This is a genomic window from Bradyrhizobium sp. CCBAU 45394 (assembly GCF_028128655.1).
In the GTDB taxonomy this organism is placed as follows: Bacteria; Pseudomonadota; Alphaproteobacteria; order Rhizobiales; family Xanthobacteraceae; genus Bradyrhizobium; species Bradyrhizobium diazoefficiens.
The window spans coordinates 159,547-185,354 of sequence record NZ_LBIX01000167.1 but is presented as its reverse complement, the minus strand read 5'-3'; the positions used below and the strand labels follow the sequence as shown (position 1 = coordinate 185,354).

General features: G+C 64.1%; 25 protein-coding genes. 14 read left to right on the top strand and 11 right to left on the bottom strand.

Features of this window, described 5'->3' with window-relative positions; genetic code table 11:
- Positions 1-334: 334 nt before the first annotated feature.
- Positions 335-928, bottom strand: coding sequence for a hypothetical protein (locus WN73_RS24960; protein ID WP_028174598.1), 594 nt, complete (start codon positions 926-928; stop codon positions 335-337).
- 453 nt (positions 929-1,381) lie between these two features.
- Between WN73_RS24960 and WN73_RS24955 the strand changes: the two genes are divergently transcribed.
- Complete coding sequence (locus WN73_RS24955; RefSeq protein ID WP_333924775.1) at positions 1,382-2,128, top strand: hypothetical protein; 747 nt, start codon at positions 1,382-1,384, stop codon at positions 2,126-2,128.
- A gap of 101 nt (positions 2,129-2,229) precedes the next feature.
- Here the strand turns inward: WN73_RS24955 and WN73_RS24950 are convergent, their stop codons facing one another.
- Entirely contained in the window at positions 2,230-3,114 is an 885-nt protein-coding gene (locus WN73_RS24950; RefSeq protein ID WP_011090280.1) for a 4-hydroxyphenyl-beta-ketoacyl-CoA hydrolase, read from the bottom strand.
- A gap of 341 nt (positions 3,115-3,455) precedes the next feature.
- On the opposite strand from WN73_RS24950, the gene ykgO reads away from it, so the two are divergent.
- The 3 genes from ykgO to WN73_RS24935 all read left to right on the top strand — a co-directional run bounded on the left by ykgO (position 3,456) and on the right by WN73_RS24935 (position 4,767).
- Entirely contained in the window at positions 3,456-3,581 is a 126-nt protein-coding gene (gene ykgO, locus WN73_RS24945) for a type B 50S ribosomal protein L36 (protein WP_006611362.1), read from the top strand.
- Between the two features lie 107 nt (positions 3,582-3,688).
- Entirely contained in the window at positions 3,689-4,345 is a 657-nt protein-coding gene (locus WN73_RS24940) for a tetratricopeptide repeat protein (protein ID WP_442868806.1), read from the top strand.
- Positions 4,346-4,506: 161 nt separating this feature from the next.
- A complete protein-coding gene (locus WN73_RS24935) occupies positions 4,507-4,767 on the top strand; it encodes a hypothetical protein (protein WP_060912896.1) in 261 nt (86 codons plus the stop codon).
- A 14-nt stretch (positions 4,768-4,781) separates the two neighbouring features.
- On the opposite strand, the gene WN73_RS24930 is transcribed toward WN73_RS24935, so the two are convergent.
- Positions 4,782-4,964: a hypothetical protein gene (locus WN73_RS24930; protein ID WP_161536757.1), complete on the bottom strand. Its 183-nt coding sequence runs from the start codon at positions 4,962-4,964 to the stop codon at positions 4,782-4,784.
- Positions 4,965-5,291: 327 nt separating this feature from the next.
- Here WN73_RS24930 and WN73_RS24925 point away from each other — a divergent pair, with 327 nt between their 5' ends.
- On the top strand, positions 5,292-6,248 hold the full coding sequence (locus WN73_RS24925; protein WP_271555273.1) for an alpha/beta fold hydrolase: 957 nt from the start codon (positions 5,292-5,294) through the stop codon (positions 6,246-6,248).
- A gap of 118 nt (positions 6,249-6,366) precedes the next feature.
- Here the strand turns inward: WN73_RS24925 and cycA are convergent, their stop codons facing one another.
- Positions 6,367-6,777 carry a cytochrome c-550 CycA gene (gene cycA, locus WN73_RS24920; protein ID WP_011090276.1) on the bottom strand — a complete coding sequence of 137 codons (411 nt, stop codon included), beginning with the start codon at positions 6,775-6,777 and terminating at the stop codon, positions 6,367-6,369.
- Positions 6,778-7,006: 229 nt separating this feature from the next.
- Between cycA and WN73_RS24915 the strand changes: the two genes are divergently transcribed.
- Entirely contained in the window at positions 7,007-8,500 is a 1,494-nt protein-coding gene (locus tag WN73_RS24915) for an FAD-linked oxidase C-terminal domain-containing protein (RefSeq protein ID WP_028174604.1), read from the top strand.
- 54 nt (positions 8,501-8,554) lie between these two features.
- On the opposite strand, the gene WN73_RS24910 is transcribed toward WN73_RS24915, so the two are convergent.
- Complete coding sequence (locus WN73_RS24910) at positions 8,555-9,040, bottom strand: putative quinol monooxygenase (protein ID WP_074077533.1); 486 nt, start codon at positions 9,038-9,040, stop codon at positions 8,555-8,557.
- 252 nt (positions 9,041-9,292) lie between these two features.
- On the opposite strand from WN73_RS24910, the gene WN73_RS24905 reads away from it, so the two are divergent.
- The 4 genes from WN73_RS24905 to WN73_RS24890 all read left to right on the top strand — a co-directional run bounded on the left by WN73_RS24905 (position 9,293) and on the right by WN73_RS24890 (position 13,729).
- Positions 9,293-10,531 carry an FAD-binding protein gene (locus WN73_RS24905; protein WP_028174606.1) on the top strand — a complete coding sequence of 413 codons (1,239 nt, stop codon included), beginning with the start codon at positions 9,293-9,295 and terminating at the stop codon, positions 10,529-10,531.
- Positions 10,528-11,850, top strand: coding sequence for a glycolate oxidase subunit GlcF (glcF, locus tag WN73_RS24900; protein WP_271555269.1), 1,323 nt, complete (start codon positions 10,528-10,530; stop codon positions 11,848-11,850). The genes WN73_RS24905 and glcF overlap by 4 nt, the downstream gene beginning before the upstream one ends.
- A 70-nt stretch (positions 11,851-11,920) precedes the next feature.
- Positions 11,921-12,283, top strand: a complete 363-nt coding sequence (locus tag WN73_RS24895; RefSeq protein WP_271555267.1) for a histone — start codon at positions 11,921-11,923, stop codon at positions 12,281-12,283.
- A 438-nt stretch (positions 12,284-12,721) separates the two neighbouring features.
- Positions 12,722-13,729: a TorF family putative porin gene (locus WN73_RS24890; protein WP_028174608.1), complete on the top strand. Its 1,008-nt coding sequence runs from the start codon at positions 12,722-12,724 to the stop codon at positions 13,727-13,729.
- Between the two features lie 292 nt (positions 13,730-14,021).
- Here WN73_RS24890 and WN73_RS24885 read toward each other — a convergent pair whose 3' ends face one another.
- Positions 14,022-15,785, bottom strand: coding sequence for an ABC transporter ATP-binding protein/permease (locus tag WN73_RS24885; RefSeq protein WP_271555266.1), 1,764 nt, complete (start codon positions 15,783-15,785; stop codon positions 14,022-14,024).
- A 314-nt stretch (positions 15,786-16,099) separates the two neighbouring features.
- On the opposite strand from WN73_RS24885, the gene WN73_RS24880 reads away from it, so the two are divergent.
- Complete coding sequence (locus tag WN73_RS24880; protein ID WP_011090268.1) at positions 16,100-17,764, top strand: L-lactate permease; 1,665 nt, start codon at positions 16,100-16,102, stop codon at positions 17,762-17,764.
- A gap of 133 nt (positions 17,765-17,897) precedes the next feature.
- Positions 17,898-18,296 carry an META domain-containing protein gene (locus WN73_RS24875; protein ID WP_028174610.1) on the top strand — a complete coding sequence of 133 codons (399 nt, stop codon included), beginning with the start codon at positions 17,898-17,900 and terminating at the stop codon, positions 18,294-18,296.
- Between the two features lie 67 nt (positions 18,297-18,363).
- Here the strand turns inward: WN73_RS24875 and WN73_RS24870 are convergent, their stop codons facing one another.
- The 3 genes from WN73_RS24870 to WN73_RS24860 form a co-directional block, all read right to left on the bottom strand.
- Complete coding sequence (locus WN73_RS24870) at positions 18,364-19,575, bottom strand: hypothetical protein (protein WP_028174611.1); 1,212 nt, start codon at positions 19,573-19,575, stop codon at positions 18,364-18,366.
- Between the two features lie 233 nt (positions 19,576-19,808).
- Positions 19,809-21,440, bottom strand: a complete 1,632-nt coding sequence (groL, locus tag WN73_RS24865; RefSeq protein ID WP_011090265.1) for a chaperonin GroEL — start codon at positions 21,438-21,440, stop codon at positions 19,809-19,811.
- Between the two features lie 165 nt (positions 21,441-21,605).
- A complete protein-coding gene (locus tag WN73_RS24860; RefSeq protein ID WP_011090264.1) occupies positions 21,606-21,902 on the bottom strand; it encodes a co-chaperone GroES in 297 nt (98 codons plus the stop codon).
- A 315-nt stretch (positions 21,903-22,217) separates the two neighbouring features.
- Between WN73_RS24860 and WN73_RS24855 the strand changes: the two genes are divergently transcribed.
- A complete protein-coding gene (locus tag WN73_RS24855; protein WP_161536749.1) occupies positions 22,218-22,739 on the top strand; it encodes a hypothetical protein in 522 nt (173 codons plus the stop codon).
- A gap of 186 nt (positions 22,740-22,925) precedes the next feature.
- On the opposite strand, the gene WN73_RS24850 is transcribed toward WN73_RS24855, so the two are convergent.
- Positions 22,926-23,708 carry a protein phosphatase CheZ gene (locus WN73_RS24850; RefSeq protein ID WP_028174613.1) on the bottom strand — a complete coding sequence of 261 codons (783 nt, stop codon included), beginning with the start codon at positions 23,706-23,708 and terminating at the stop codon, positions 22,926-22,928.
- 314 nt (positions 23,709-24,022) lie between these two features.
- On the opposite strand from WN73_RS24850, the gene WN73_RS24845 reads away from it, so the two are divergent.
- Positions 24,023-24,832, top strand: a complete 810-nt coding sequence (locus WN73_RS24845) for a L,D-transpeptidase family protein (protein WP_038967312.1) — start codon at positions 24,023-24,025, stop codon at positions 24,830-24,832.
- 70 nt (positions 24,833-24,902) lie between these two features.
- Here WN73_RS24845 and WN73_RS24840 read toward each other — a convergent pair whose 3' ends face one another.
- On the bottom strand, positions 24,903-25,739 hold the full coding sequence (locus WN73_RS24840) for a DUF2076 domain-containing protein (RefSeq protein ID WP_060910416.1): 837 nt from the start codon (positions 25,737-25,739) through the stop codon (positions 24,903-24,905).
- Positions 25,740-25,808 lie beyond the last annotated feature (69 nt).

The window sequence follows — 25,808 nt, the reverse complement described above, 5'->3', positions numbered from 1 at the left end:
ACTTGCCCATCCCGCTTAGCGCCCGCTAAAGCGGAAAAAGTTTGCATGCGCCACAACCGACGAAGCAGCTGCACCACCAACCAGCCCGATGAACTCCCGCCGCTTCATATTGCCTCGTGATGCGCCCGGGAGTCTTACTGCCCTGTTTGCCAAACCGCGATGTCCGAAGCGGGTCGAGGCCGACATCTGCCCGGCCCGATGCCGTGCCTTCTGTGGGGTCAAAACGCGAAAAACTCAACGTGAGCAAGCTCAGTCCGCTATGCCCCATTGAACGGACCTCAATGAGGCGTGCTACCACTTCGCTGATGGGCCAGAAGCCGACCTCGCGATTGGCTTATGGGCCCGGCACCATCATGGTCGGCTCTTCCAGCAGGGAAAAGTCGTAGCCCTCGCAGCTAACATTCGGGTTGGTGGGCGCAAACATGCCGAGCGGGTTGTCCTTGAACAACCAGGCATGCAGATCATAATGCACAAACTCCTTTGGAATGAGCGGCCAGTGTCCTTCCATCGGGCCCATGAAGGGTTGGTCGAAGAGAGAGGGGCGCTGCTTGGTATCTGCCGTTAGAGGCACCAACCACTCAACAGCCACGAGCTTCAATTCCTTGCCCACAGGTTCGTAGATCAATACGTTGGGCTTCATCGGATCGGGAGCGCCCTGCACTGTGACATTGGCAAAGTGCACTCCCATAGCGCCTTTGGCATACTCCATGTGGTGCGGAACTTTCTCGCCAGAATAGTGCACGCAGCCCACCGTCGACAGGTAGAGGTCGCGCACGGCTACCTTGTAGTCCTGATATTTCTCCAGCGATTTGCGCAACGCGTCGAGCTGAGCCTTGTAAGGCTCTTCTGCTGCAATTGGTCTGAGGGCCGCACCGATAAAAGCAAGACCTAGCGCGGCGACGAAGGTACCACGGACATATTTGCGCATGTTCCCTCCTAGCTTTTCATCAAAGCAATGTCGGAATGAACTGGCCGAACCAAGGGTGAGGGTTTTTGCCATTTCCGACAAGACGATAACAACCTCATGGCCGCCAATCGCGATAGAAAAATGGTGGTACTCCCTCTTGGGCGTACATGGGCCTTTGATGGCTCAGCCGACAGACCGCGTTCTTCATCGCCCGACCGTCAAGAGGATGTCTCAATCGGGTCATCAGCGGCAATGCGCTGACCGAGCGGAACATTTCCGCCAAGCCTTCAAGACCGGACTTCTGCGCGTTAAGAGTACACGCCCTAGATTAAAGTCGACGTCGACCAGCTCACGTCGGAGAAACCATGCTCGCTCGCACCCTGCTTGCGGCCACCGTCCTGTTGATGCTCGCGCACCCGGCAATGGCGCAGGCGCCGCTCGCGACCTACAAATCCTTGAGTCCCGGGCTGGCGCTTGATCTGGCAAGTGAGGGTTTCTGTCCTCGGCATCGAAGCCCTCATCAGCTCGGCGACGTTGCTTGACTCACGTCAAGAACGCGCGTGGCGCAGCGTGTTAGTCGGGAAACTGGGGCGGTACCATTCGAACCATGGACACGAAGCAATGGTCACGCAAAACAACATCAATTTCTTCACCAACTGGGCCAAGGAGCGTCTTGACGAAATGGAAGCAACGGTGACCTCGCTCGAAGCCAGGGCTTCCGAGGTGCAGTCGGAAGCGCGTGAGAAGGCCACGAAGGTTCTGGCGGATCTCTGCAAGCAGCGCGACGAATTCCGCGACACCGTGAAGAAGCAGTCGGAGGTCGGCGAGGCCGCCTGGACCCAGGCAAAATCAAGGATGGAAGCCGATTGGCGCGTGTTCGAGACCGAGGCCGGAAAATACGTCGAAAGCTTCGGCAAGCAGATCGAGCAGCAACAGGCGACGTTCAAGCTTCAGGCCGAAGCGCAGCTCAAGGCGTGGCGCGAAGCCGCCGACAAGCTCGGCAGCGATGCCAAGAACTTTGCGTCCGAGCGCCGCGGCGACATCGACGCAGCCCTGAAGCGCATGAATGCCGATGCAATCGAGGCGGAGAAAAAACTGGAGAAGCTCAGAGAGGCGGGGACCCACTCATGGTCCGCACTCATGGCGGCCCTGGCGGAGACCCGCCTTGCCTTTGATCGTGCCAACGAGGCGGCGCGGGAGGCTTTCAAGCGAGCTGCCTGATCAGGCGTGGTGAACTTCCGGAGACCGCCGTCTGGCGGTCTCCTTGCCGTCGGCAGCTCGAGCGTTGCCCTGCCACGCCAGCGGCCTTCTCAGCGTCCGCGCTAGATGCCCAAAAGCTTGCGCGCGTTGGCCTTCAGCACCTTCGGCCGGATCTCGTCGCGGATGTCGATCTTGGCGAAGTCCGACAGCCAGCGGTCCGGCGTGATCACCGGCCAGTCCGAGCCGAACAGCATCTTGTCCTGGAGAATCGAGTTGATGTAGCGCACCAGGATCGGCGGGAAGTACTTTGGCGACCAGCCCGACAGGTCGATGTAGACGTTCGGCTTGTGGGTCGCGACCGACAGCGCCTCTTCCTGCCAGGGGAAGGAGGGGTGGGCGAGGATGATCTTGAGGTCGGGAAAATCCGCCGCGACGTCGTCCATGTACATCGGGTTGGAATATTTCAGCCGCATCCCCATGCCGCCGGGCATGCCGGAGCCGACGCCGGTCTGGCCGGTGTGGAACAGCGCGATGGCGCCGCCATTGTTGATCTCTTCGTAGAGCGGATAGGCCATGCGGTCGTTGGCGTAGAAGCCCTGCATGGTCGGATGGAATTTGAAGCCGCGCACGCCGTATTCCTCGATCAGCTTGCGCGCCTCGCGCGCGCCGAGCTTGCCCTTGTGCGGGTCGATCGAGACGAACGGGATGAGGACGTCGAGATGATCGGAGGCGACCTCCAGCATCTCGTAATTGTTGTAGCGGCGGAAACCGGTCTCGCGCTCGGCGTCGACCGGGAAGATCACCGCGGCGATGTTCTTGGAGCGATAGTAGGCCGCGGTCTCCGGCACGGTCGGCGGATGCTTGTTCGGCGACTTGAAGTACTCCGCCATCTGCGCCTGGAAGTCGTCATAGCCGTCGTCAGCGTGGCAGCCGCAGGGCTCTTCGGCGTGGGTGTGGATGTCGATGGCGACGACATCGTCGATGTTGGGCAGCTTCAGCTTCGGCATTGGTTTCCTCCCGACGGGTTGCCAAATTGATTATATGATATAACGAATTTGGCAAGGCGTCGCTGGAAGCAAAACCGCAGCCCGCAAAAGTCTTTGCTGTGCCTGGCCTCCGATGGGGCAGATCGGGCCGATCCGGCCGCTTCTACTGTGCATGGGGTTGTTTTCGCGAATTTGCCGGTTCGGAACCGGGCAGTTAACATTGACATGACCTCCCGCCATGCCTTAAGAACCGCCCCGTCCCGGGCGGTCGTCCGCCAGCGGGAAAAATCTCATTTTGCCACATTCGCGCGTGCCGAAACGGTAGTGCCGAACACGGCCTTTCGAACGTTCAGGATTCCGCCATGAAGGTCCGTAACTCGCTGAAATCGCTGCGCGGTCGCCATCGCGCCAACCGCCTGGTCCGCCGCAAGGGCCGGGTCTATGTGATCAACAAGGTGCAGCGCCGCTTCAAGGCTCGCCAGGGCTGAGTTTGCCCTCGCGGTCGCCTTCGCGCGCCCCGCAAGACCACGGTCTCACACGAGTTTGACGCCGCCTTTGCTTTGCAAGGGCGGCTTTGCGCGTCTAGACTGCGGTCATGGCATTGAGAGTCCTGGCAGTGAGATTCCCTTTCGCGCGCACCCTGTGTCTGGCCCTTGCCCTGGGAACCGCCGGCCTCGCTCCGGCCGCGGCGCAGCAGGCTGAGCCGCCGTCCCCGCCCGGCAAGCAGAAGAAGCTTCCCGAAGCGCCGGCCAAGCTGCCCAAGGTCGATCGCACCAAAAATCTCGATTTCCTGTTCGGCGCGCTGAAGGCGGCGCCCGACGATGTCAGCGCCAAGCATGTCGAGGCGCGGATCTGGGCGATCTGGCTCCAGACCCCGAGCGATACCGCCTCGCTGCTGATGGCGCGGGCCAAGACCGCGGTCGACGCGCAGAAGATCGACGTCGCGATCAAGCTGCTGGATTCGGTCATCAAGCTCAGGCCCGACTACATCGAGGCCTGGAACCGGCGCGCCACGCTCTACTACATGCAGAACGACTACGGCCGCTCGCTCGCCGACATCCAGCAAGTGCTGATCCGCGAACCCCGCCATTTCGGCGCGCTCGCGGGGCTCGGCATGATCATGCAGGAGGTCGGCGACGAGAAGCGCGCGCTCGAGGCCTACCGCAAGGCGCTCGCCGTCAATCCGCACCTCGAGAAGATCCCCGATCAGGTCAAGGCGCTGACCGAAAAGGTCGAAGGCCGCGACATCTAGAGCACGATCCGGACCCGAAGGGCCGCACCAGCGCAAAGGGATAGTTTGATCATTTCCCGAGCGATTGCGGCGCACGCGGATTAACCACGATCACACGCGTCGCATGAGCTGGGGTATCGTCAATGCGGCCGCAGGCCTACCTGCATGGCAGGAGCAAAGCCATGAAGCGTTTGATTTTTGCGGGTAGCTTGTTGCTCGCGTCGGGAACGGTGAGTCTCGCCGACGGACTGTTCTGGGTGGTCGGCAACCGCGCCACCGGCAAATGCAACATCGTGACCAGCAATCCGGTCATCATCGGCGACATCTGGTTCGGCGATGGTCCCTACAAGTCCAGGGCCGACGCCAAGCTCGCCCGCTCGACCATCCGCGCCTGTCCCGCGGTCAGTCCCGACGACGAAAAGGACGCGGACAAGACGGACTAGGTCCGGCCCGCAACCTAATGCAGGGCGGCGCCGCCGCGCTCGGCGAGGCCGCGATCGGCCACTGCGGCGTAAGCCCTGGCGAGCTCCGCCTCGAGATGCTCGTTGATCAGGAGCAGCGCCCGCACGGCGCCGCGCAGGTCACCGTTGCAGCTTGCGACAATCTCGTCGATTGCAGTGTCGTTCGATCTGAAGCTCATCGAAATTCTCCGGTTCAAATCAGGACAAATCCTGCCGGCCTGTCCCGCATCCCCTGAGGTCGCGAGGAGGATCGGCGCCCACCCGCGCCTAAATGGCGGAACCGACCATGGCGATTATATGGAAACCGCTATGACGACCGCATGAAGCTGGTCCGAAGCTTGCGCGCAATCAGGAATTAGATTGATTCTATTGAGTTTTTCTGGCTCTCGATTATGCACATATCCACAGCCCCTCATTTCCGGTGGAAGTGCTGAAGCGCCTGGGGCGAAACTGCCGCGTGCCACGCCCGTAATTGCCAGGTGCCCTATTACGTCCGGATTCTCTCCATGATCGTGATGACAGTCGTGACGGCGCTGGTTCTGCTGGCGCTGGTCACGCAGGCCGGAATCGTCGCCGTGCAACGCGCCTTTCCGCCACAGGGCCGGATGATCGAGGTCGATGGCGCGACGCTTCACGTCGTCGACATCGGCTCGCGCGATTCAGGCCTGCCGGTCGTGATGTTGCACGGCGCGAGCTCCAATCTCGAAGCGATGCGACGCCCGCTCGGCGATCTCCTGGCAAAAGACCATCGCGTCATCCTGATCGACCGTCCCGGCCATGGCTGGAGCACGCGCGCGCGGCGGCAGGATTCGACGCCGCAGATCCAGGCGCGGATGATCGACGAGGCGCTTCGTAAGCTCGGAATCGATCGTGCGGTGTTCGTCGTGCATTCCTGGAGCGGGGCGCTCGGCGCGCGCCTCGCGCTCGATCATCGGGGCCGCGTCGCCGGCCTCGTGATGCTGGCGCCCGTCACGCATCCCTGGCGCGGCGGCGTCGGCCGCTACAACGAGCTCATCGCGATGCCCGTGATCGGCCCGTTGCTCGCCTACACCATCACGCTGCCGCTCGGGTATTTCGTCGCCGAGTCCGGCGCGCGCAACGTGTTCCTGCCGCAGACCATGCCCGATGGTTTCGTGCAGCACTCCGCGACGCCGCTGCTGCTGCGGCCGCGCGAGTTCATCGCCAATGCCTATGATCTGGTGACGTTGAAGGCGTCGGTGGCTGGGCAAGCCGCGCGCTATGGCGAAATATCGGCCCCGGTCACGATCATCGCCGGCGAGCCCGACAAGACGGTGAAGACCAATATCCACGCGCGCCCGTTCGCAGCTCAGGTGCCGAATGCAAAGCTGATCGTGCTGCCCGATCTCGGCCACATGGTGCAGAACGCCGTGCCGGATCTGGTGAAGACGGAGATCGAGACGATGATCGGGAAAATCGTGCCCGCGCAGGCGGCCGCCGACTGAAGCGTTTTCGAGCGAAGCGGATACCGGTTCGCGTGAAGAAAACGCGTCCAAACAAGAAGCCGGAGCTTCGGCTCTGCTTCAATCAGAACCGAAGCTCTGGCGGCCGCCTCTCGCGCGCTTACTGCTTGATCTTCCCGTCCTTGTCGAACTGCGAGACAAAGGTCCAGAGATTGTTGATCTCGGTCTCGTTCTTGATGCCGGCGAACGCCATCTTGGTGCCGGGGATCTTGGCCTTGGGGTCCTTGATGTACTCCTTGAACGTGGCTTCGTCCCAGGTGATGCCGGAATTCTTGTTCGCATCCGAATAGCTGTAGTCCGGCGCAGTTCCCGACTTGCGGCCGTTGAGGCCGTTGAGCTCGGGGCCGACCTTGTTCTTGGCGCCTTCGCCGATTGCGTGGCAGGCCAGGCACTTGTTGAACGACGTCTTGCCCGCGGCGGCGTCCTGCGCCATCGCTTTGGAAGACATGGCGGTGGACGCTGCGGCAGTCATGGCGAGGGCAACTAGCGCGCCGAAAGTCAGTTTTGTCATAAGGGTGCTCTTCGTCTCTTCCCGGGTCAGATGGAGGGTCGTGGTTTTGGCAGGTCCAGGGCAAGTGGACAAGCCGCGAATCCTTGACAGGTTTCCTGATAGCAGACTTGCCCCAGAGAGAACTTGCGCTGCAACAATGCAATGCGACCTTCGGAGGACCTACCCAAAGACGGCAAGACATGATTGATTTGCCGGGACAATTCCCTCCGTCGGACGAAGGCTTCGTAATATGGCCATCATGATGCCCGCAAGCGACCAGGCAGTGCTGGCGCGTCGCAGCGAGATCGTCGCCGCCTTGCGCGCAATCGTATCAGGCGAAGGCGTGATCGACAGCGCCGCCGAGATGCGGGCCTATGAATCCGACGGGCTGACCGCCTATCGCCAGCCGCCGATGGTCGTGGTGCTGCCCGATACGACCGAGCAGGTCTCGCTCGTCCTGAAATATTGTGCCAGGCAGGGCATCAAGGTGGTGCCGCGCGGCTCCGGCACCTCGCTGTCCGGCGGCGCGCTGCCGCTCGAAGACGGCGTGCTGCTCGGGCTCGGCAAGTTCAAGCGCATCCGCGAGATCGATTTCGACAACCGCGTCGTCGTCACCGAGCCCGGTGTCACCAATCTGGCGATCAGCCAGGCGGTCGCGCATGCCGGCTTCTATTACGCGCCCGATCCGTCCTCGCAGATCGCCTGCTCGATCGGCGGCAATGTCGCGGAGAATTCCGGCGGCGTGCACTGCCTCAAATACGGCATGACCACCAACAACGTGCTGGGTTGCGAGATCGTGCTGATGAGCGGCGAGATCCTGCGGATCGGCGGCAAGGGGTGCGAGAACGCCGGCTACGACCTGATGGGCGTCATCACCGGCTCCGAAGGTCTGCTCGGCGTCATCACCGAGATCACGGTGCGCATTCTGCAAAAGCCGGAGACGGCGCGCGCGCTGATGGTCGGCTTCGCGGAGGTCGAAGCGGCCGGCGAATGCGTGGCACGCATCATCGGCGCCGGCATCATTCCCGGCGGCATGGAGATGATGGACAAGCCCGCGATCCACGCCGCGGAAGCCTTCGTCCATGCCGGCTATCCGCTCGACGTCGAGGCGCTGCTCATCATCGAGCTCGACGGTCCCAAGATCGAGGTCGACGAGCTGATCACGCGCGTCGAGACCATCGCCAATGCCTGCGGCTCGACCACCTGCCAGATCTCGACCTCGGAGGCCGAGCGCAACCTGTTCTGGGCGGGCCGGAAAGCCGCGTTTCCGGCCGTCGGCCGCATCTCGCCCGACTATCTCTGCATGGACGGCACCATCCCGCGCGGTGCGTTGCCGAAGGCGCTGGCGCGCATCCGCGAGCTATCGGAAAAATACCAGCTCGGCTGCGCCAATGTGTTCCACGCCGGCGACGGCAATTTGCACCCGCTGATCCTCTACGATGCCAACAAGCCCGGCGAGATCGAGCGGGCCGAGGCCTTCGGCGCTGACATTCTGCGCGCCTGTGTCGAGTTCGGCGGGGTGCTCACCGGCGAGCACGGCGTCGGCATCGAGAAGCGCGATCTGATGCCGGAGATGTTCAGCGAGATCGACCTCAACCAGCAGCAGCGGCTGAAATGCGCCTTCGACGCGCAGGGCCTGCTCAACCCCGGAAAAGTGTTTCCGACCCTGCACCGCTGCGCCGAGCTCGGCCGCATGCACGTGCACGCGGGCAAGCTGGCGTTTCCGGACATTCCGCGGTTCTAGGCGCTCGCGCGGAGGGAAGGGGCTTGCGATGCAAACCTCTTCCCTCCGAAACGCTTACAGCAGCCCGTATTGCGCCCGCTCGCGCTTTGCCAGTAGCGGCAGGGCTTCGCCGGCGATGTACGTCTTGAAGTGCCCGCTCTCCTGGTGCGCCTTGAAAGCGGCCTCGTCGCGGAACAGCTCGTAGAACAGGAACTGGGCCGGATTCTCCCTGGCGCGTGAGATCAGGAACAGCTTGACGCCGTCCTCGCGCTGCGCCTCGGGCAGGAAGCGGTCGAGGATCGCGGCGACCTTGTCGGCCTCGCCGGGCTTGGCCTCCCATTGCGCGACGACGAGCAGGCCGCCGCCGTCGACGGCGTCGCTGAGGGATTTCTGCGTGGCATAGTGGTTCATGGTCTTTCCTCCTTGCTGCTGGGCTTGAGATGACGACGTCCATGGCGAGAGATAAATCGCCAGGACGGCACCGAAGGCGGTGATCACCGACCTGCGGCTGAATGTTTCGTGGACGCGCGGCGCCGGCCGCGCATATGTCGATCGCTCCATGTGTGTCTCCGTCGGTTGGGCTCGATCGCGATCGGCGCAAGCTTGTAGCGATGGTCTGTCGGCTTTGGTTCGCCGGTGATCGAAGTGTCGATGTCGTGAACGCTTCGATCTTTATCGAACCGTTGTCGTCGGATGTCGCGGAGCCGGCCTGATGGAGTTTCGTCGCACGCCGCACTGGCATTGCACGGCTGGGTGGTCGCCGCGTCACGCTGCATTTGATTTTGGCGGCGAATTTCGCTACCGCCTTTTCCCGTGGATACGCTCAAGGTCAGAGACGCCAAAGACGTCGAAGAGGTGGTGCGCGCGGCGATTGCCAACGAGCAGCCGCTCGAGATCATCGGTCATGGCAGCAAGCGCAGCATTGGCCACGCGATGGCGACCAACGCCGTGCTCGACGTCTCCGCGCTCAATGCCGTCACCTCCTACGAGCCCAACGAGCTGATCGTGACGCTTGAGGCCGGTGCGCCGCTGGCCGACGTGCTGTCGCTGATCGATGCCAAGAACCAGCAATTCGCCTTTGAGCCGATGAACACCGCGCCGCTGCTCGGCACGCCCGTATCAGGCACCATCGGCGGCATGATCGCGGCAGGCCTCGCCGGCCCGCGGCGCATCAGGGCGGGCGGGGCGCGCGACCACCTGCTCGGGGCGCACGCCGTCTCCGGTTTCGGCGACAGCTTCAAGACCGGCGGCAAGGTGGTGAAGAACGTCACCGGCTACGACCTCTGCAAGCTTCTGGCCGGTTCCTGGGGCACGCTGTCGGTGATGACCGAGGTCACGCTGAAGGTGATGCCGAAGCCGGAGGCCGAGCGGACGCTGCTGCTGCGCGGGCTCGACGATGCCGCCGCCAACAAGGCGATGACCGCGGCGCTCGGCTCGCCCTTCGACGTGTCCGGCGCCGCCCACCTGCCGAAATCCGCGTTCCGGGCGAAGATCGACGGGCTCGGCGACATCGCGGGCCAGGGCGAAGCGCTGACCGTGCTGCGGCTCGAAGGCATTACCGCTTCAGCCGCCCACCGCGCCGGTTCGCTGCGCGAATTGCTGGCGCCGTTCGGAACCGCGGCCCTGGTCGAGGACGCATCGTCGGCGGCACTGTGGGCGACCGTCCGCGATGTCCTGCCGTTCGCGGCCGGCGGCGCGCTGGGCGCCTGGCCGGTGTGGCGGATCGTCTGTCCGCCGGCGTCAGGTGCGGCGCTCGGGACCCAGCTGGCGCGCGAGACCGGCGGCGACGTGATTTACGACTGGGGCGGCGGATTGATCTGGGCCGCACTGCCGCCGAAGGGCGACGCGCATGAACCGGCCGTGCGCGCGCGTGCGAATGCGGTCGGCGGGCATGCCATGCTGATCCGGGCGGCAGAGGATGTCAGGCGCGACGTCGATGTGTTCCATCCGCAAGCGCCAGGCATCGCCGCCCTGAGCGAGCGGGTGCGGGCCGGTTTCGATCCGAAGTCCATTCTCAACCGGGGACGGCTGACGCGGGGCGCTGCGGCATGAAGACCGAATTCTCACTGGCGCAGCTTGCCGATCCCGATATCGCGGAGGCCGACAAGATCCTGCGCGCCTGCGTCCATTGCGGCTTCTGCACTGCAACCTGTCCGACCTATGTGCTGCTCGGCGACGAGCTCGATAGCCCGCGCGGCCGCATCTATCTGATCAAGGAGATGCTGGAGAAGGACCAGACGCCGACGGCCGAGGTGGTCAAGCATGTCGACCGCTGCCTGTCGTGCCTGGCCTGCATGACGACCTGCCCCTCCGGGGTGAACTACATGCACCTCGTTGACCAGGCCCGGGTCAGGATCGAGCAACGCTATCAGCGGCCACTCACCGAGCGGCTGCTGCGCCAGGTGCTGGCCTTCGTCCTGCCGGACCCGCGGCGCTTCCGCGCCAGCATGTGGCTGGCGCGGCTGGCCCGTCCGCTCGCCGTATTCCTGCCGACGCCGCGGCCCTCGGCGACACCGGGCCTGGTCCAGCGCCTCAAGGCGATGCTGGCGCTGGCCCCGAACCGGCTGCCGTCGCCCGGCCCCCTCCCGGGCAGCGTGTTTGCGGCGCTTGGCAAGAAGCGCGGCCGGGTCGCGCTGCTCCAGGGCTGCGCGCAGCAGGTGCTGGCGCCGCGCATCAACCAGGCTGCCATCAGTCTTCTCACCCGCCACGGCATCGAGGTCGTCCTGGTCAGGGACGAGCAATGCTGCGGCGCGCTGACCCATCACCTTGGCAACGACCACGATGCGCTGGCGCGGGCTCGCGCCAATATCGCGGCATGGCGGGCGGAAGCGGCCGGCGAGGGGCTCGACGCCATCCTGGTGACGGCGTCCGGCTGCGGCACCGTGATCAAGGACTACGGCTATCTGCTGCGCGAGGACGCTGCGTTCGCGGCCGATGCGGCGAAGGTGTCCGCGCTTGCCAAGGACATCACCGAATATGTTGCCGGCCTCGATCTCGCGACCACTGCGATAGGCGACAACATCGTCGTCGCCTATCACTCCGCCTGTTCGTTGCAGCACGGGCAGAAAATCACGGGCCTTCCGAAAGAATTGCTTTCCAAGAATGGATTCGTGGTGAAAGATGTGCCCGAGAGCCATTTGTGTTGCGGTTCGGCGGGGACCTACAACATTCTCCAACCCGAGCTTGCGGGCCGGTTGCGTGATCGCAAGGTCGCCAACATCGCGAGCGTCAAGCCGGACATGATTGCCGCGGGCAATATCGGCTGCATGGTGCAGATTGCCAGTGGCACGTCAGTTCCGGTCGTACACACGATTGAGCTTCTCGATTGGGCTACGGGCGGGTCGCGGCCGGCATTGAACGCGTCGAGCTGAGCTTTCGTCCGGAGGTGACGGCGGAAAGACGTCCGATCGACCATTGTTCGGCGGCAACAGGAGGACCACGATGGCGAAAGCGAAAAAGAAAAAAAGCAAGAAGGCAAAAAAGGCCAAGAAGGCTGTAGCGGCGAAGAAGACCGCGAAGAAGGCGACGAAGAAGGCAGCCAAGAAGTCAGCGAAGAAATCTGCCAAGAAGGCCGCTAAGAAGGCCGCACCGAAGAAGTCGGCCAAGAAGGCTGCAAAGAAGGTCGCACCGAAGAAGGCCGCCAAGAAGGTTGCGAAGAAAGCGGCACCGAAGAAGGCGAAGGCAGCTCCCGCGCCGAAGCCGTCAGCGCCGGTGGCAGCTCCGGCTCCCGAGCCTGTCGCCGAGACAAGCTGGGCGATGCCTTCGTCTTCTGCGGAACCGACGCCGGCTGAGGGGCAGGGTTAGGCCTAAGGTCAGGCCCGCGGTCAGGCCAGGGGCTGGGCCAGGGCTGGCTTCAACCCAACGACCACGATCGACAGCAGGAGGGCCGCGGCGACGACGCTGCGGCCTTTCTGCATCGCGGCTGTGGCTGCCGGAGGCCGCCATTCCCCGGCGCCAGCCCGATTCGTAGCGCGCGGAGCACGGTACTGCAGGTCTCCGTACTAACCCCGTCCTCCAGTGCCCTTTGGAGGGCAAATAATGTGATCGAGAAGCCACACAGGCAGACAACCTTTCGTGAAATCGTCAGAACGCCTAAAAAGTCAGCAGATGCCCGCGTTTTTTGCTTCACGGTTCACATCCTCCGATCCAGATTGCCGCAGTCATGAATTTTTGATGTTGGGTCGTACGCCCCGGGGGGCTTCCGGGAAACCGACTGGGTGAGAACTGGTGATGGGGATCGAAATGAAAAAAGTGGCTTTGTTGGCAACGGCGCTGGCAATGGTGACGACGGGTTCGGCTTTCGCGGCGGATATGGCGGTGAAGGCCAAGAAGGCCCCGCCGGTCGCTGCCTTCGACCCCTGGGACATCGCCTTCGGCGGTGCGCTCGTCAGCGATTACATCTTCCGCGGCGTGACCCAGTCGAACCACCAGCCGTCGGTCGCCGCTTATTTCGAGCCGCGCTACAACGTCACCAAGGACCTCCAGCTTTACGCCGGTGTGTCCGCGGAGAGCATCTCCTTCGCCAACCGCGCAGCGGCTGAAGTCGACGTCTACGGCGGTATCCGCCCGACCTTCGGCGCCTTCGCCTTCGACTTCGGTATCTGGGGCTACCTGTATCCGGGCGGAAGCTGCGCCGACAACGTGCTCACCGGCGGCGTTCCCGGCGGCAACGTCTGCGCCGTCAGCACCACCACGATCTTCCTCGCCGACGGCAACGTCATGAAGAAGAACGTCAGCTTCTTCGAAGGCTATGCCAAGCTGAACTACACCATCAACGACAACTGGGCCGTCGGCGTGAACGAGTACTACTCGCCGAACTTCCTGAACTCGGGTGCCTGGGGCAACTACGCGTCGGTGACTGCCAAGTACACCGCGCCCAGCACCGTCTTCGGTCCCTCGGGCGTCGGCATGTATGTGTCGGGTGAGTTCGGCCGCCAGTGGTTCGGCACCTCGGACGCCTTCTACGGCACCGGCGCCGGCACCGTTTTCGCCAACGGTATTCCCTACAAGGACTACAACACCTGGAACGTCGGCATCGGCTTCACCTACAAGGTGTTCACGCTGGATCTGCGTTACTCCGACACCGATCTGAACAAGGGTGATTGCAACGCCTTCACCAGCGCCTTCAATGCCACCGGCACCACCAACGTCACCCCGATCAACCCGAGCGGCGCTGGCTCCAACTGGTGCGGCGCGGCCGGCATCGCCAAGCTGTCGTTCGACCTGACGGCGATGACCAACCTGAAGTAAGTTTCTTCCCGAAACGACTTGCTGAGGGCGGCAGAGCAATCTGCCGCCCTTTTGCTTTTTGTGGCCTGGAGCGCTGCGATCGTGCCGGGCCTTCATGGTTTTCTAGGCGATGCGAAGCATCGTCCGGGAGACGCGCCGCAAGGGCGGCGCTCCTCACCATGAGGATCTGGGACTTTGCGGCGAAGTCCGACCTCATCCTGAGGGCCCGCCAAAGGCGGGCGTCTCGAAGGATGGGCCGCAAGGAAAGGCCCTTATCGGGGTCCTTCGACTACGATAGCGATCGTCTTGCGCCTCAGCGCGCCACGGTCGATTCCGCCTGGATCGGCTCGCCGCTCTTGCCGAGGACGTGGATCTGGCCGTCCTTCACCATCGTCACCCTGCGGGTATGGAAAGCATCGAGGGTCGAGCGATGGCCGATCGAGACGATGGCGGCTTGCGGCAGCCTCTCCGTCAGCAGCCGGTACAGCCGGGCCTCGGACGGCTCGTCTAGCGAGGCGGTGGCCTCGTCCAGGAACAGATAGTCCGGCGCATGCAGCAGCGCGCGGGCGAGCCCCAGACGCTGCTGCTCGCCGAGCGACAGCATCCGGTTCCAGTGCCCGTCCTCGTCGAGCCGCTCGGCGAGGTCGGGCAATCCGACCGCGATCAGCGCGTCCCGGACGCGCGCGGCGTCGAATGTATCAGGCGCTGCGGGATAGACCACGGCATCGCGCAGAACCCCGACGGGGAAATAGGGGCGCTGCGGCAGCATCATCAGCTTCGCCCTTTCAGGGACGACGATGGTGCCGGTGCCGAACGGCCAGATGCCGGCGATGGCCCGGAACAGGGTCGACTTGCCGGAGCCGGACGGCCCCGTCACCAGCACGCGCTCCGGCACCTGGATGGCGAAGGCGCCGGCGGCGACCAGCGGCGTGCCGTTGGGCAGGTTCACGCAGAGCTGCTCGAGGCCGATATTGCGGTCGCCGCCGGCGGCCTCGAGGGCGATCGCCGGCTCATGTGCCGGCAGGTTCGCGGCTGAATCGACCGACATCTCGAAGCCATCGAGACGCGCGACGATCGAGCGCCATTCCGCGAGCGATCGGTAAGCCGTGACGAAGAACGACAACGCGCCTTGTACGCTGGAAAAGGCCGATGCGGTCTGCATCATGTCGCCGAGCTGGATCTTCTTGGCGAAGAAGGCCGGTGCCACCAGCACATAGGGAAAGATCACGGCGGCCTGCTGGTAGCTCGCGGTGAACGCGGTGAGGCGCTTGGTCCGGCTCATGATGGCGTACCAGTTGCCGATCACGGAGCCGAAGCGATCCAGGAGCCGGCCGCGTTCGGCCCCTTCACCCTTGAGCAGCGCGATCTGCTCGGAATTCTCGCGGACGCGGACGAGGTGGAAGCGGAAGTCGGCCTCATAGCGCTGCTGCTCGAAATTGAGGTTGACCAGCGGAGCGCCGATCCAGTGCGTCAGCGCGGTGCCGAAGATCGCGTAGACCAGCGCGCCCCAGCAAAGATAGCCCGGGATCATGAGGTCGGTGCCGAACAGGTGCAGCGGCGCGGCGTTGGAGAGACCCCAGAGGATGATCACGAAGGAGAACAGCGTCACGATCGACGAGAGCAGGCCGAGCCCGATCGTCAGGGTCTGCTCGACGAAGTTCTTGACGTCCTCGGTGATGCGCTGGTCCGGGTTGTCAGCCGCATCGCCCTTGAGCTGCATGCGGTAATGCGTGGCCCCTTGCAGCCATTCGCCCAGATAGTGCCGGGTCAGCCATTGCCGCCAGCGGATCTGGAGCCATTGGTTCAAGTACAGCTTGTAGACCGCCAGCGCGATAAACATCGAGGCGAGGGCGACGAAAATCCAGATCTGCGTGACGAACGCGTCCCAGTCGCTCGCCTGCAGTGCGCTGTAGAACCGGTTCTGCCACTGGTTCACGAGCACGTCGATCGCGACCAGCGCCAGCTCCATCGCGATCACGGCGGCGAGCAGGCCGCGGCCGACCCATTTGTCCTCGGATCGGAAATAGGGGACGGCGATTCGCCAGACGATCGCGAGCGTGGCGCTGATGTTCTTCACAGAGCTCTGTCTCCTGAGGGGATGTGCACAAATGCCTGGAGCCAAATGGCTGAGGCAATGGCCGAAATGGGCGCGCTTAGACTAAAGTCGCAAGTTCTGCAATTTGCGTTGGCTTGTCGGCGCTTGCAACCCTAGCATGGGGTTTAACGGCGCGGGGTGGGGGCCTTCGGGACTTCGCGAGCTTGTGAGCGGACGGGAACCGCCGCATTCGCGAGGAATTCGCGTCCAGCTCGGGGGTTATCGCTTCCAGCGTCAAGCAGGTTCGGCTGTCCACGCGGGCCGCCTGCGGCACACATGCGTGGGGGAGGAAGACCATGTGGAATCAAATCTATGATCCGCTGCACAACCCTGTGCTGTCGACGATCGCCGCGGCGGTACCCGTCGTCACGCTGCTGGTCCTGATCGCGAGCGGCCGCGTCCAGGCGCATATCGCGGCCATCATCGCCGTGATCGTGGCCAACCTGATCACGATCTTCGTCTTCACCATGCCGGTGAACATGTCGATCCGCGCCTCGATCCTCGGCGTCGTGACCGGCTTCTTCCCGATCGGCTGGATCGTTCTCAACGTCATCTTCCTCTACCAGGTGACGGTGACCACCGGACGCTTCGAATTGCTCAAGCGCGCGGTCGGCGGCGTCACCGAGGACCGGCGGCTGCAATTGCTGCTGATCGCGTTCTCGTTCGGCGCCTTCTTCGAGGGCGCCTCCGGCTTCGGCACGCCGGTTGCGATCACCGGCGCGGTGCTGATCGGCCTCGGTTTCTCGCCGCTTGCCGCTTCCGGCCTGTCGCTGATCGCCAACACCGCGCCGGTCGCCTATGGCGCGCTGGGCACGCCGATCCAGGGCCTTGCCTCGGTCACCGGGCTCGATCCCTACATTCTCGGCGCGATGGTCGGACGGCAGTTGCCGTTCTTCTCGCTGATCGTGCCGTTCTGGGTGGTGTGGGCGTTCGCGGGCTGGAAGGGCATGAAGGACGTTTGGCCGGCGATCCTCGTCACCGGCGTGTCGTTCGCGGTCCCGCAATTCGTGATCTCGAACTTCATCAATCCGTGGATCGTCGACATCGGCGCCTCGCTGATCTCGATGGGCGCGCTGATCCTGTTCCTGAAGGTGTGGCAGCCCAGGCAGCTCTGGCTGTCGCCGGCGCTGCGCGGCCGCGACGAATCGGCCTCCACCATGGCCGCCGCAAAGCCGCTGGACAAGACACCGCTGACGCAAAGCGAACTCTTCAGCGCGCTGCTGCCATGGATCATGGTCTGCATCGTGATGCTGGTCTGGGGCAATGGTGGCTTCAAGACCTGGGCGAACTCGATCTTCACCTGGAACTATCCCGTTCCCGAGTTGCACCAGATGATCAACAAGATGCCGCCGGTCGCGCCAGGGCCGACCAAGGAGAGCGCGGTGTTCGGCTTCACCTACCTGTCCTTCACCGGTACGGGCATGCTGATCGCGGCGATCATCTCCGGCTTCCTGATGGGCGTCGGTCCCGGCAAGCTCGTGACCGAGTACGCCCGCACCATCCGGCTGTGCGCGATCTCGCTGATCACGATCTCGGCGATGCTCGCGATCGGCACGCTGACGCGCCTGTCCGGCGTCGATGCGACGCTCGGTCTCGCCTTCGCCGCAACCGGCGTGCTCTATCCCTTCTTCGGTACGCTGCTCGGCTGGCTCGGCGTGGCGCTGACGGGATCGGACACCGCCTCCAACGTGCTGTTCGGGAACTTGCAGAAGATCACATCCGAGCAGCTCGGCCTGTCGCCGATCCTGATGGGCGCGGCGAACTCCTCCGGCGGCGTGATGGGCAAGATGATCGACGCGCAATCGATCGTCGTCGCCTCCACCGCCACCAACTGGTACGGCCATGAAGGCACGATCCTGCGCTTCGTGTTCTGGCACTCGATCGTGCTGGCCTGCCTCGTCGGCGTGCTCGTGACGTTGCAGGCCTATGTCTGGCCGTTCACGGCGATGGTGTTGAAGTAACAGGCTCCACTTCGACGCAAATCCCCGCGGGGTTCACCCCCGCGGGGATTTTTGCGTCCGTCATGGGCGAACCTTCTCAATGGCGCCGCCGTCTTATAAAAGGTGCGGCAAATCAGGTCGCTCGAGAGGTTTCATGGTTTCGCTCAGGCATATGGTGTGTGCGACGGTTGCAGTGCTTGCGATGTCCACTGTCGCGCGTGCGGAGGATGGTTTTCCCTTCGGCACCGAACTGACGCTGGAGGCGTCGCCGCAGCCGGGCTCGAAGCGGATTCCGAACATCGAGATTGGAGACAATGGCGAGGTCGTGCTGGAGCTCTGGTGCAAGGGCGGCAAGGGCCAGTTCTCGGTCGCCGGCAACACCGTGATCTTCGTCCCCGGTCAGATCCAGGACCGGTCCTGCCCGCCGGCAAAGGCCCAGGCCGACGACGATCTCGTCGCAGCGCTCGGCAGCGTCGAGACCTGGAAGCGCCAGGGCGATGTGCTGACGCTTCTCGGCCCCAAGCCGCTGCGCTTCCGCGCGAACGGCAATTAGCCTCGCTGTCATACCCCGCGACCCGGCTACGCCAAAGGCTTCGCCGGGGTTGAGGTGGTGTCTCCGTCTATTTCCACACCGACTTGTCGGCGTCCCAGCGCTGGCCCTTCAATTCCTTAGCGAGCGCCTCGACCGAGCCGTTGTCGTCGGGCTGGTCGCCCTCCTCGTCGGCCGAAGCTTCGTCCGAGAGATTGAGCTTGGCGCCGCTGCTCTCGTCGGCGGTCGTGGTGGCGGGGCTGCCGATCCAGAGCATGAGCTTGTCGGTCGTGCCGGGCTTGTCCGGCGAGATGAGCCCTGCGACCTCGATCGTGTCGGTCAGATCGAGCGTTGGGAAATCCTGGTTCGGCCGCTTGAAGACCAGCTTGAGCTTGCCGGTGGCCGGGTTGAAGTTTTGCGAGACCGGCTTTGCCGCGAGCGTCCGGCCCAGCACGCCCGCCACGGCGGCTGCGAGCTTGTCGCGGTTGATCTTGTCGCCGTCGCGCCAGTCGGCCGCGGCGAAGCGGATGGTGCGGTCCATCTCGGTCATGCCTGCGGTCCAGCCCGCGGCGGTGACGCCGGGCATCGCCTTGAATTTTGCCAGCAGCGCGCCGGCGCGCTCCGGGTCGACCGACATGTTGATGGTCTGCTCGCCGGCGCGCAACGCGTCGCAGCCGACGGTGAGACTCGCCAGCGTCACCTCGACCTCCTGGCCCTTCAGGCTCTTCAGGAACTCGGTCGCGGCATCCAGCTTGACCTTGACCGCGATCGCCTCCGGCGAGACGTCGGTGAAGTCCTTCGGCTGCGGCGTGATGCCGTCGTCGGAGGTCTGGTTGTCCAGAAACTCCTTCTCGCTGAGATCGGAATTGTCGGGCGAGGTGACCTCGGTTACGGCCTGGCCGATTCCAATCTGGCCGCGGAATTCGAAAGTGTCTCCGGTCGGCTTGCGCAGCAGCTTGACGGTGACGGGCGCCTTCGCGCCGAGGCTCTGCGTCGTGCCGGTCAGCGTCTGGCCGGCGACCTGGAGATTGACGACGAAGCGATCCTTGCGGTCGGAATTTTTCGCGACCGGATAACAGACGTCGAGCACGGCGGCCGTGACCGTCTTGCCCTGGCGCGTCTCCTTCAGGATCACGTCGGCATTGCCGTCCATCAGCCCGTCGATCGAGGTGAAATAGCGCGTCTCGGGGCCGCCCGGCACCGTCGCCTTTGGCGACAGCTTCATCTGGGCGGATGCGACCTCCGGCGAAACAGCAAGCAGAGCCGCCACAAGGGCCGTGGAGCAAACCAGAAGCGCGCGCATCGATAAAATCCTCGAGCAAGGGAGCATGATCCGGAAAAGTGTGACCGAAAAGATCATGCTCAAACAACAACCTAAAGCGTGATGACGACTCGTTCCGACCTCATCGCGCTTTAGAATCGGCGCCACCGTAATGGGTTTTGGCCGTCGGTTGAATCGGAAAGCGTGAGCCATGGTCGGCAAAAAAGAAGGCCGCCCGGAGGCGGCCTTCGCAACATTGTCGGGGAACGGTGGGCTCAGAAGCCGCCCATGCCGCCGCCGGCTGGCATCGCGGGCGGAGCGTCCTTCTTCGGCGCCTCGGCGACCATGGCTTCGGTGGTCACCAGCAGGCCGGCCACGGAGGAGGCGTCCTGGAGCGCGGTGCGCACCACCTTGGCGGGGTCGATGATGCCCTTCTCGACCATGTCGACATAGTCCTCGTTCTGGGCGTCGAAGCCGAAGGTCTCGGACTTGTTCTCCAGGATCTTGCCGACGACGATCGAGCCTTCCACGCCCGCGTTCTCGGAGATCTGGCGGATCGGGGCTTCCAGCGCCTTCAGCACGATGTTGATGCCGGCCTGGACGTCGTCATTGGCGTTGGTGAGACGGCCCACCGCCTTCTTGGCGCGGAGCAGCGCGACGCCGCCGCCGGGGACGATGCCTTCCTGCACCGCGGCACGGGTGGCGTTGAGGGCGTCCTCGACGCGGTCCTTCTTCTCCTTGACCTCGATCTCGGTCGCGCCGCCGACGCGGATCACCGCGACGCCGCCGGCGAGCTTGGCGAGGCGCTCCTGGAGCTTCTCGCGGTCGTAGTCCGAGGTGGTCTCCTCGATTTGCGCCTTGATCTGGCCGACGCGGGCCTCGATGTCGGGCTTCTTGCCGGCACCGTTGACGATCGTGGTGTTCTCCTTGTCGATCACCACCTTCTTGGCGCGGCCGAGCATCTTCACCGTGACGTTCTCGAGCTTGATGCCGAGCTCTTCGGAGATGAGCTGGCCGCCGGTGAGGATCGCGAGATCCTCGAGCATGGCCTTGCGGCGGTCACCGAAGCCCGGCGCCTTGACGGCGGCGACCTTGAGGCCGCCGCGCAGGCGGTTGACGACCAGGGTGGCCAGCGCCTCGCCCTCGACGTCCTCGGCGATGATCACGAGCGGCTTGCCGGACTGCACCACGGCTTCGAGCACCGGCAGCATGGCCTGGAGGCCCGAGAGCTTCTTCTCGTGCAGGAGGATGTAGGCGTCCTCGAGCTCGGCGGTCATCTTCTCGGCGTTGGTGACGAAGTAGGGGCTGAGATAGCCGCGGTCGAACTTCATGCCCTCGACGATGTCGACCTCGGTGTCGAGCGACTTGTTCTCCTCGACGGTGATGACGCCCTCGTTACCGACCTTCTGCATCGCCTGCGCGATCATCTTGCCGATGGCGGCATCGCCGTTGGCCGAGATGGTGCCGACCTGGGCGACCTCGGAGGAGGAAGCGACCGGCTTGGCGCGCTTCTCGATGTCCTTGATGACGGCCGCAACTGCGATGTCGATGCCGCGCTTGAGGTCCATCGGGTTCATGCCGGCGGCAACCGCCTTGGCGCCTTCGCGCACGATGGCCTGGGCCAGCACGGTCGCGGTGGTGGTGCCGTCGCCGGCGAGGTCGTTGGTCTTGGAAGCGACCTCACGCACCATCTGGGCGCCCATGTTCTCGAACTTGTCCTCGAGCTCGATCTCCTTGGCGACGGTGACGCCGTCCTTGGTGATGCGAGGCGCGCCGAAGCTCTTTTCGATGACGACGTTGCGGCCCTTCGGGCCGAGCGTCACCTTGACGGCGTTGGCGAGAATGTCGACGCCGCGCAGCATGCGTTCGCGCGCGTCTCCGGAAAACTTGACGTCTTTGGCAGCCATTTCTGCAATCCCTCGTGTTTCGTGCTGTGTCTTGTTTCGTGCTGCGTCTTGCCGCTTTGCCGGCCGCATCGATTCCGTGATCCGCAGGTCGAACCCGGCGGAAGGATGGATGCCCGGATCATGCGATCCGGGCATGACATTCAGCGGCCGTTCAGGCTGATGGCCTTAGGCCATCACGCCCATGATGTCCGACTCCTTCATGATCAGGAGCTCTTCGTTGTCGATCTTGACCTCGGTGCCCGACCACTTGCCGAACAGCACGCGGTCTCCGACCTTGAGGTCGATCGGGATCAGCTTGCCGGTCTCGTCACGGCCGCCGGGGCCGACGGCGACGACCTCGCCCTGGGAGGGCTTTTCCTTGGCGGTGTCCGGAATGATGATGCCGCCCTTGGTCTTTTCCTCGGCGTCGATACGTTTGACCACGACACGGTCATGCAGCGGACGAAATTTGGATTTAGCCATGACGTTTCCCTTTGGAGGCTCGCTTCGGAAGTAGTGGAAGTGGGTGGGGCGGCGCTTCCGTCCACCCTCGTCCCGAGGATCGAACGGCGCGCTTAGCAATCGGGCTTTCCGAGTGCTAATAGTGCGCCCGGAAATATGGCTTGGCCGCGATCCTGTCAAGCAAAGGTGGTTAAGCGATTGGTGAGGCGGATATAGGATGGTGGCATTGGAAACGTGTTCGGGGCGCCGGCGTATCAAACGACGTCATTGCTCCGGTGGCGGTTTTGCGCTTGGCTGCAGGAGGGGTGCGGCCATGGTCTTGTTCGGGGGAATGCCATGATCAGTTCAGCTCGCGCGCGCAAGGTTGCCAATCTGGCAGCCGCATCTGGCCTGGCGTTGCTGCTTGGCGCCTGCGGCGGCGGCATGAGCCTGCCGTCCTTCTCGTCTTCGTCCCCGCCGCCCGAGGCAGAGCCCGGTACCGGCCCGGAAATGCCGGCGAGCATCCGCGCCGACGAGATCGTCGGCCGCTGGGGTCTCGCCTCGTTCCAGAACCCGGCCGACCGCGCCCGCACCGAGGCCGCCGCGCGGTCCCAGTGCAAGAATCCTTACGTGATCGGCGCCGGCACCTCCGGCGGCGTGGTCATGCATCTGGCCGACCAGGCGACACCGCAGGAATTGCGGCTGAAGGGCTCGCCCAGCGGCAAGAACTATATCGGGCCGGCCGGTCCGACCCCCGGCGAGCAGGACCGCGAGATCGTGTCCTTCGACGGTCGCGTCCTGATCACCCGCTTCATCGACAAGGACGCCGCCACCCGCTACGGCAACATGGTCTACGTCCGCTGCGCCCCGAGGGCGTGATGTTCTTCCCGTCATTCCGGGGCGATGCGAAAGTATCGAACTATGGTGCGCAATTGCGCACCTGAGAATCTCGAGATTCCGGGTTCGGTCCTGCGGGCCGCCCCGGAATGACAGCGTGAGATAAATCCCAAAAACAAAAACGCCGGCTCGCGCCGGCGTTTTGCTTCTTCTCTATGCCGCGTCCGTTCAGTCGAACAGCGCGTCGATGTCGTCCTGCGAGGCGTGGCCGACGTCGCCGGCGAGCTTCGGACCGTTGAGGAGTTTTTCGTCCTCGCTGCGGGTGTCGGCCGGCGCCGGCACATGGGCCTTGATCGCGTCGACGCCGCCCCAGATCTCCATCATCGCGTTGATGTGCTGCTCGATGAACTTCATCGTGGTCATGACCTTGCTGATGCGCTGGCCGGTCAGGTCCTGGAAGTTGCAGGCCTCGAAGATCGAGATGACGCGTTCCTGGATGTCGTCGGCGAGCCGCTTCTGCTGGTCGGCCGATTGCACCTTGGACATCGCGCTGGCCGCCTGGTCGATCGACTCGGCGGCTTCCAGGATCTGCTGGGTCGCCTGTTCGGTGCCGCCGACGACCGCGCCGAGTTCGCCATTGACCTTGGCCATCTCGCCGCCGTCGAAGCTCTTGCCGTGCAGCGTCGCGATTTCGCGCTTGGTGCGGTCGATGGCGTCGTGGATGAGGTCGAGCTCGACCTTCAGCTTCTCGCACTGCTCGATCTGCGCCCGGTAGGTGTCGAGCATGGTGCGCGTCTCGGCAAGCTCATGGGCCGTGGAAGCGTCGATCGCCGCCATCGCCGCGCTGGCGGACAGCGGGGCAGCGGTGCCCTTCGCCATCTGTGCGCGGATCGCGCGCAGCTCCGCCATGATCTCGCTATGCATCGGCGCAGCCTCCTCAATCATTTCGGGGCTGGGCATCTCGCCGACAATAGCCTCTTCGACACGAAAACGTTTGCGGTGAATAGCCATCAGAAACTCCCCCCACCTCACTCACGCGTCTTTGTAGGCAGAAGCAATTTAACACGAGGTTCACGACCGGAACTGTTGCGCGGCCGCGCGCGACGACGCGAGAAGAAGCGATTAACCATGAGCATGAGGCGTTCATCGAAAATAAACGCTGATCGCCAAATTGGGCTCTCGCTCGCGACGTGGTGAATCAAAACGGCGTTTCCGTTTACCAAACGAAACGCCTTTTGCTCTTTATTGACCACGTCGCGGACGCCGATCAGCCATCAGCTCTGCACGACGCATGTGATCTAGACGAAACAGTACAGAGTACGTCGATGTTCAAGAAAATGTCTGTCGCGCTGCTCGGCAGCGCTTGCACCCTCGTTGCCGGCGCAACCAGCGCCAGCGCCTTCGACAATACCGTGCCGAACGATCCGCCCGCGGTGCTTTATCAGCCGCAAGTGCCGCCGGCGCCGGTGCGCGTCGCCTCCAATGCGAACATGGGCGGCGGCTTCATCGAGTTCCTGTTCGGCGATGGGCCCGGCCGCGGTCCGGCCTACGCGCCGCCGGTGTACCAGCAGCAGCCGGGCTACAACGATCCGCGCCGCCTGCCGCCGATGGGCGAACCGCAGATGCAGGGTGGATATCAGCAAGGCGCAGGTCTCCAGCAGGAGGCGGTCGATCCGCGCCAGCGTCAATTCGATCCGAAGTTCGAGAAACAACTCGTTGACTATAGCGGCAAGGAAAGTGCCGGCACGATCGTGGTCGATACGCCGAACAAGTTCCTCTATCTCGTCGAGGGCAACGGCCGGGCGATGCGCTACGGCATCGGCGTCGGCCGTCCCGGCTTCACCTGGTCCGGCGTCAAGGCGATCACGGCCAAGCGCGAATGGCCGGACTGGACCCCGCCGGCGGAGATGATCGCGCGCCGCCCCGACCTGCCCAGGCACATGGAAGGCGGTCCGGAAAACCCGCTCGGCGCGCGCGCGATGTATCTCGGCTCCACGCTCTACCGCATCCATGGCTCCAACGAGCCCTGGACCATCGGCACCAACGTCTCGTCCGGCTGCATCCGCATGCGCAACGAGGATGTCATCGACCTCTACGGCCGCGTCAATGTCGGCACCAGGGTCGTGGTGATGTGAGGTCCGAGCTCCGAAATGAAAACGGCCGCCCCATCGGCGGCCGTTTTTGTTTGCGCGCTATCGAGCGGCCTTACGCATAATCGCTGCCGCCATCGTCGCCGCCGAAATCGCTGTCGTCGGCCAGGTCTACGTTGTCGTCATTGTCGTTCTGGTCGTTGTAATTCTGGTCGTCGTTCGAAGCCTGGTCGACAAAGCCTTGGCGGGAATCGCCGCCACGGTCGCGGTTCGATCCGATGTCGTCGAGGCCGGCATCGCGCGCGAGCGAGCCGCCGGACTGATCGCTGCCGCCCCAGGGACTTCCACCCGCGCTGCGGTCGCCCAGGGCGTTGGTGTCGCCGAAGGCCTGCTGGTGCGATCCGCCCATCATGCCGCGGATGCTGGAGAGCAGCAGCGAGCCGCCGACGACGCCGGCCGCGGCCGCCGCGGCCGTACCGAGGAACGAGCCGCCGCCACCGCCGACCGGCGGGGCGCCATAGCCCTGACCGGGGCCCTGTCCTGGGCCTTGGCCGTAAGCCTGTCCGTAAGGCGGCTGGCCGTAACCCGGTTGCGCCTGTTGCATCGCCTGGCCGCTGTTCCACACCGGCCGTGCGTCACGCGGCGGCACGTTCGGAACCGAGCCGCGCGAGGGGCCGCCACCGAACAGCGTGTCGCGCATGGTATCCAGGAAGCCGCCGGACTGGGCCGGCTCGGGCGCCTGCGCCGCTTCCAGTTCCTGGATGCGGTTATGGGCGCGCTTCAGCGCTTCGTCCTGCAACAGGGTAGTCTGCACCAGCGCGTAGACGGCGCCGGGCGCCTTGCGCAGGCCGTCGGAGATCGCGGCGATCGCGTCGGGATCGCGCGGTGCATTTTCCAGTTTCGAAAGCCGGTCAAAAAGCTCGTCGACGAGCTGGCGTTCCTGCGGCGTCATGATCAATCTCCCTCGCGCAAACCAAGCGCGCAGGAGATGTAGGGTTCCATTGTGGCCCCAACAGTGCCG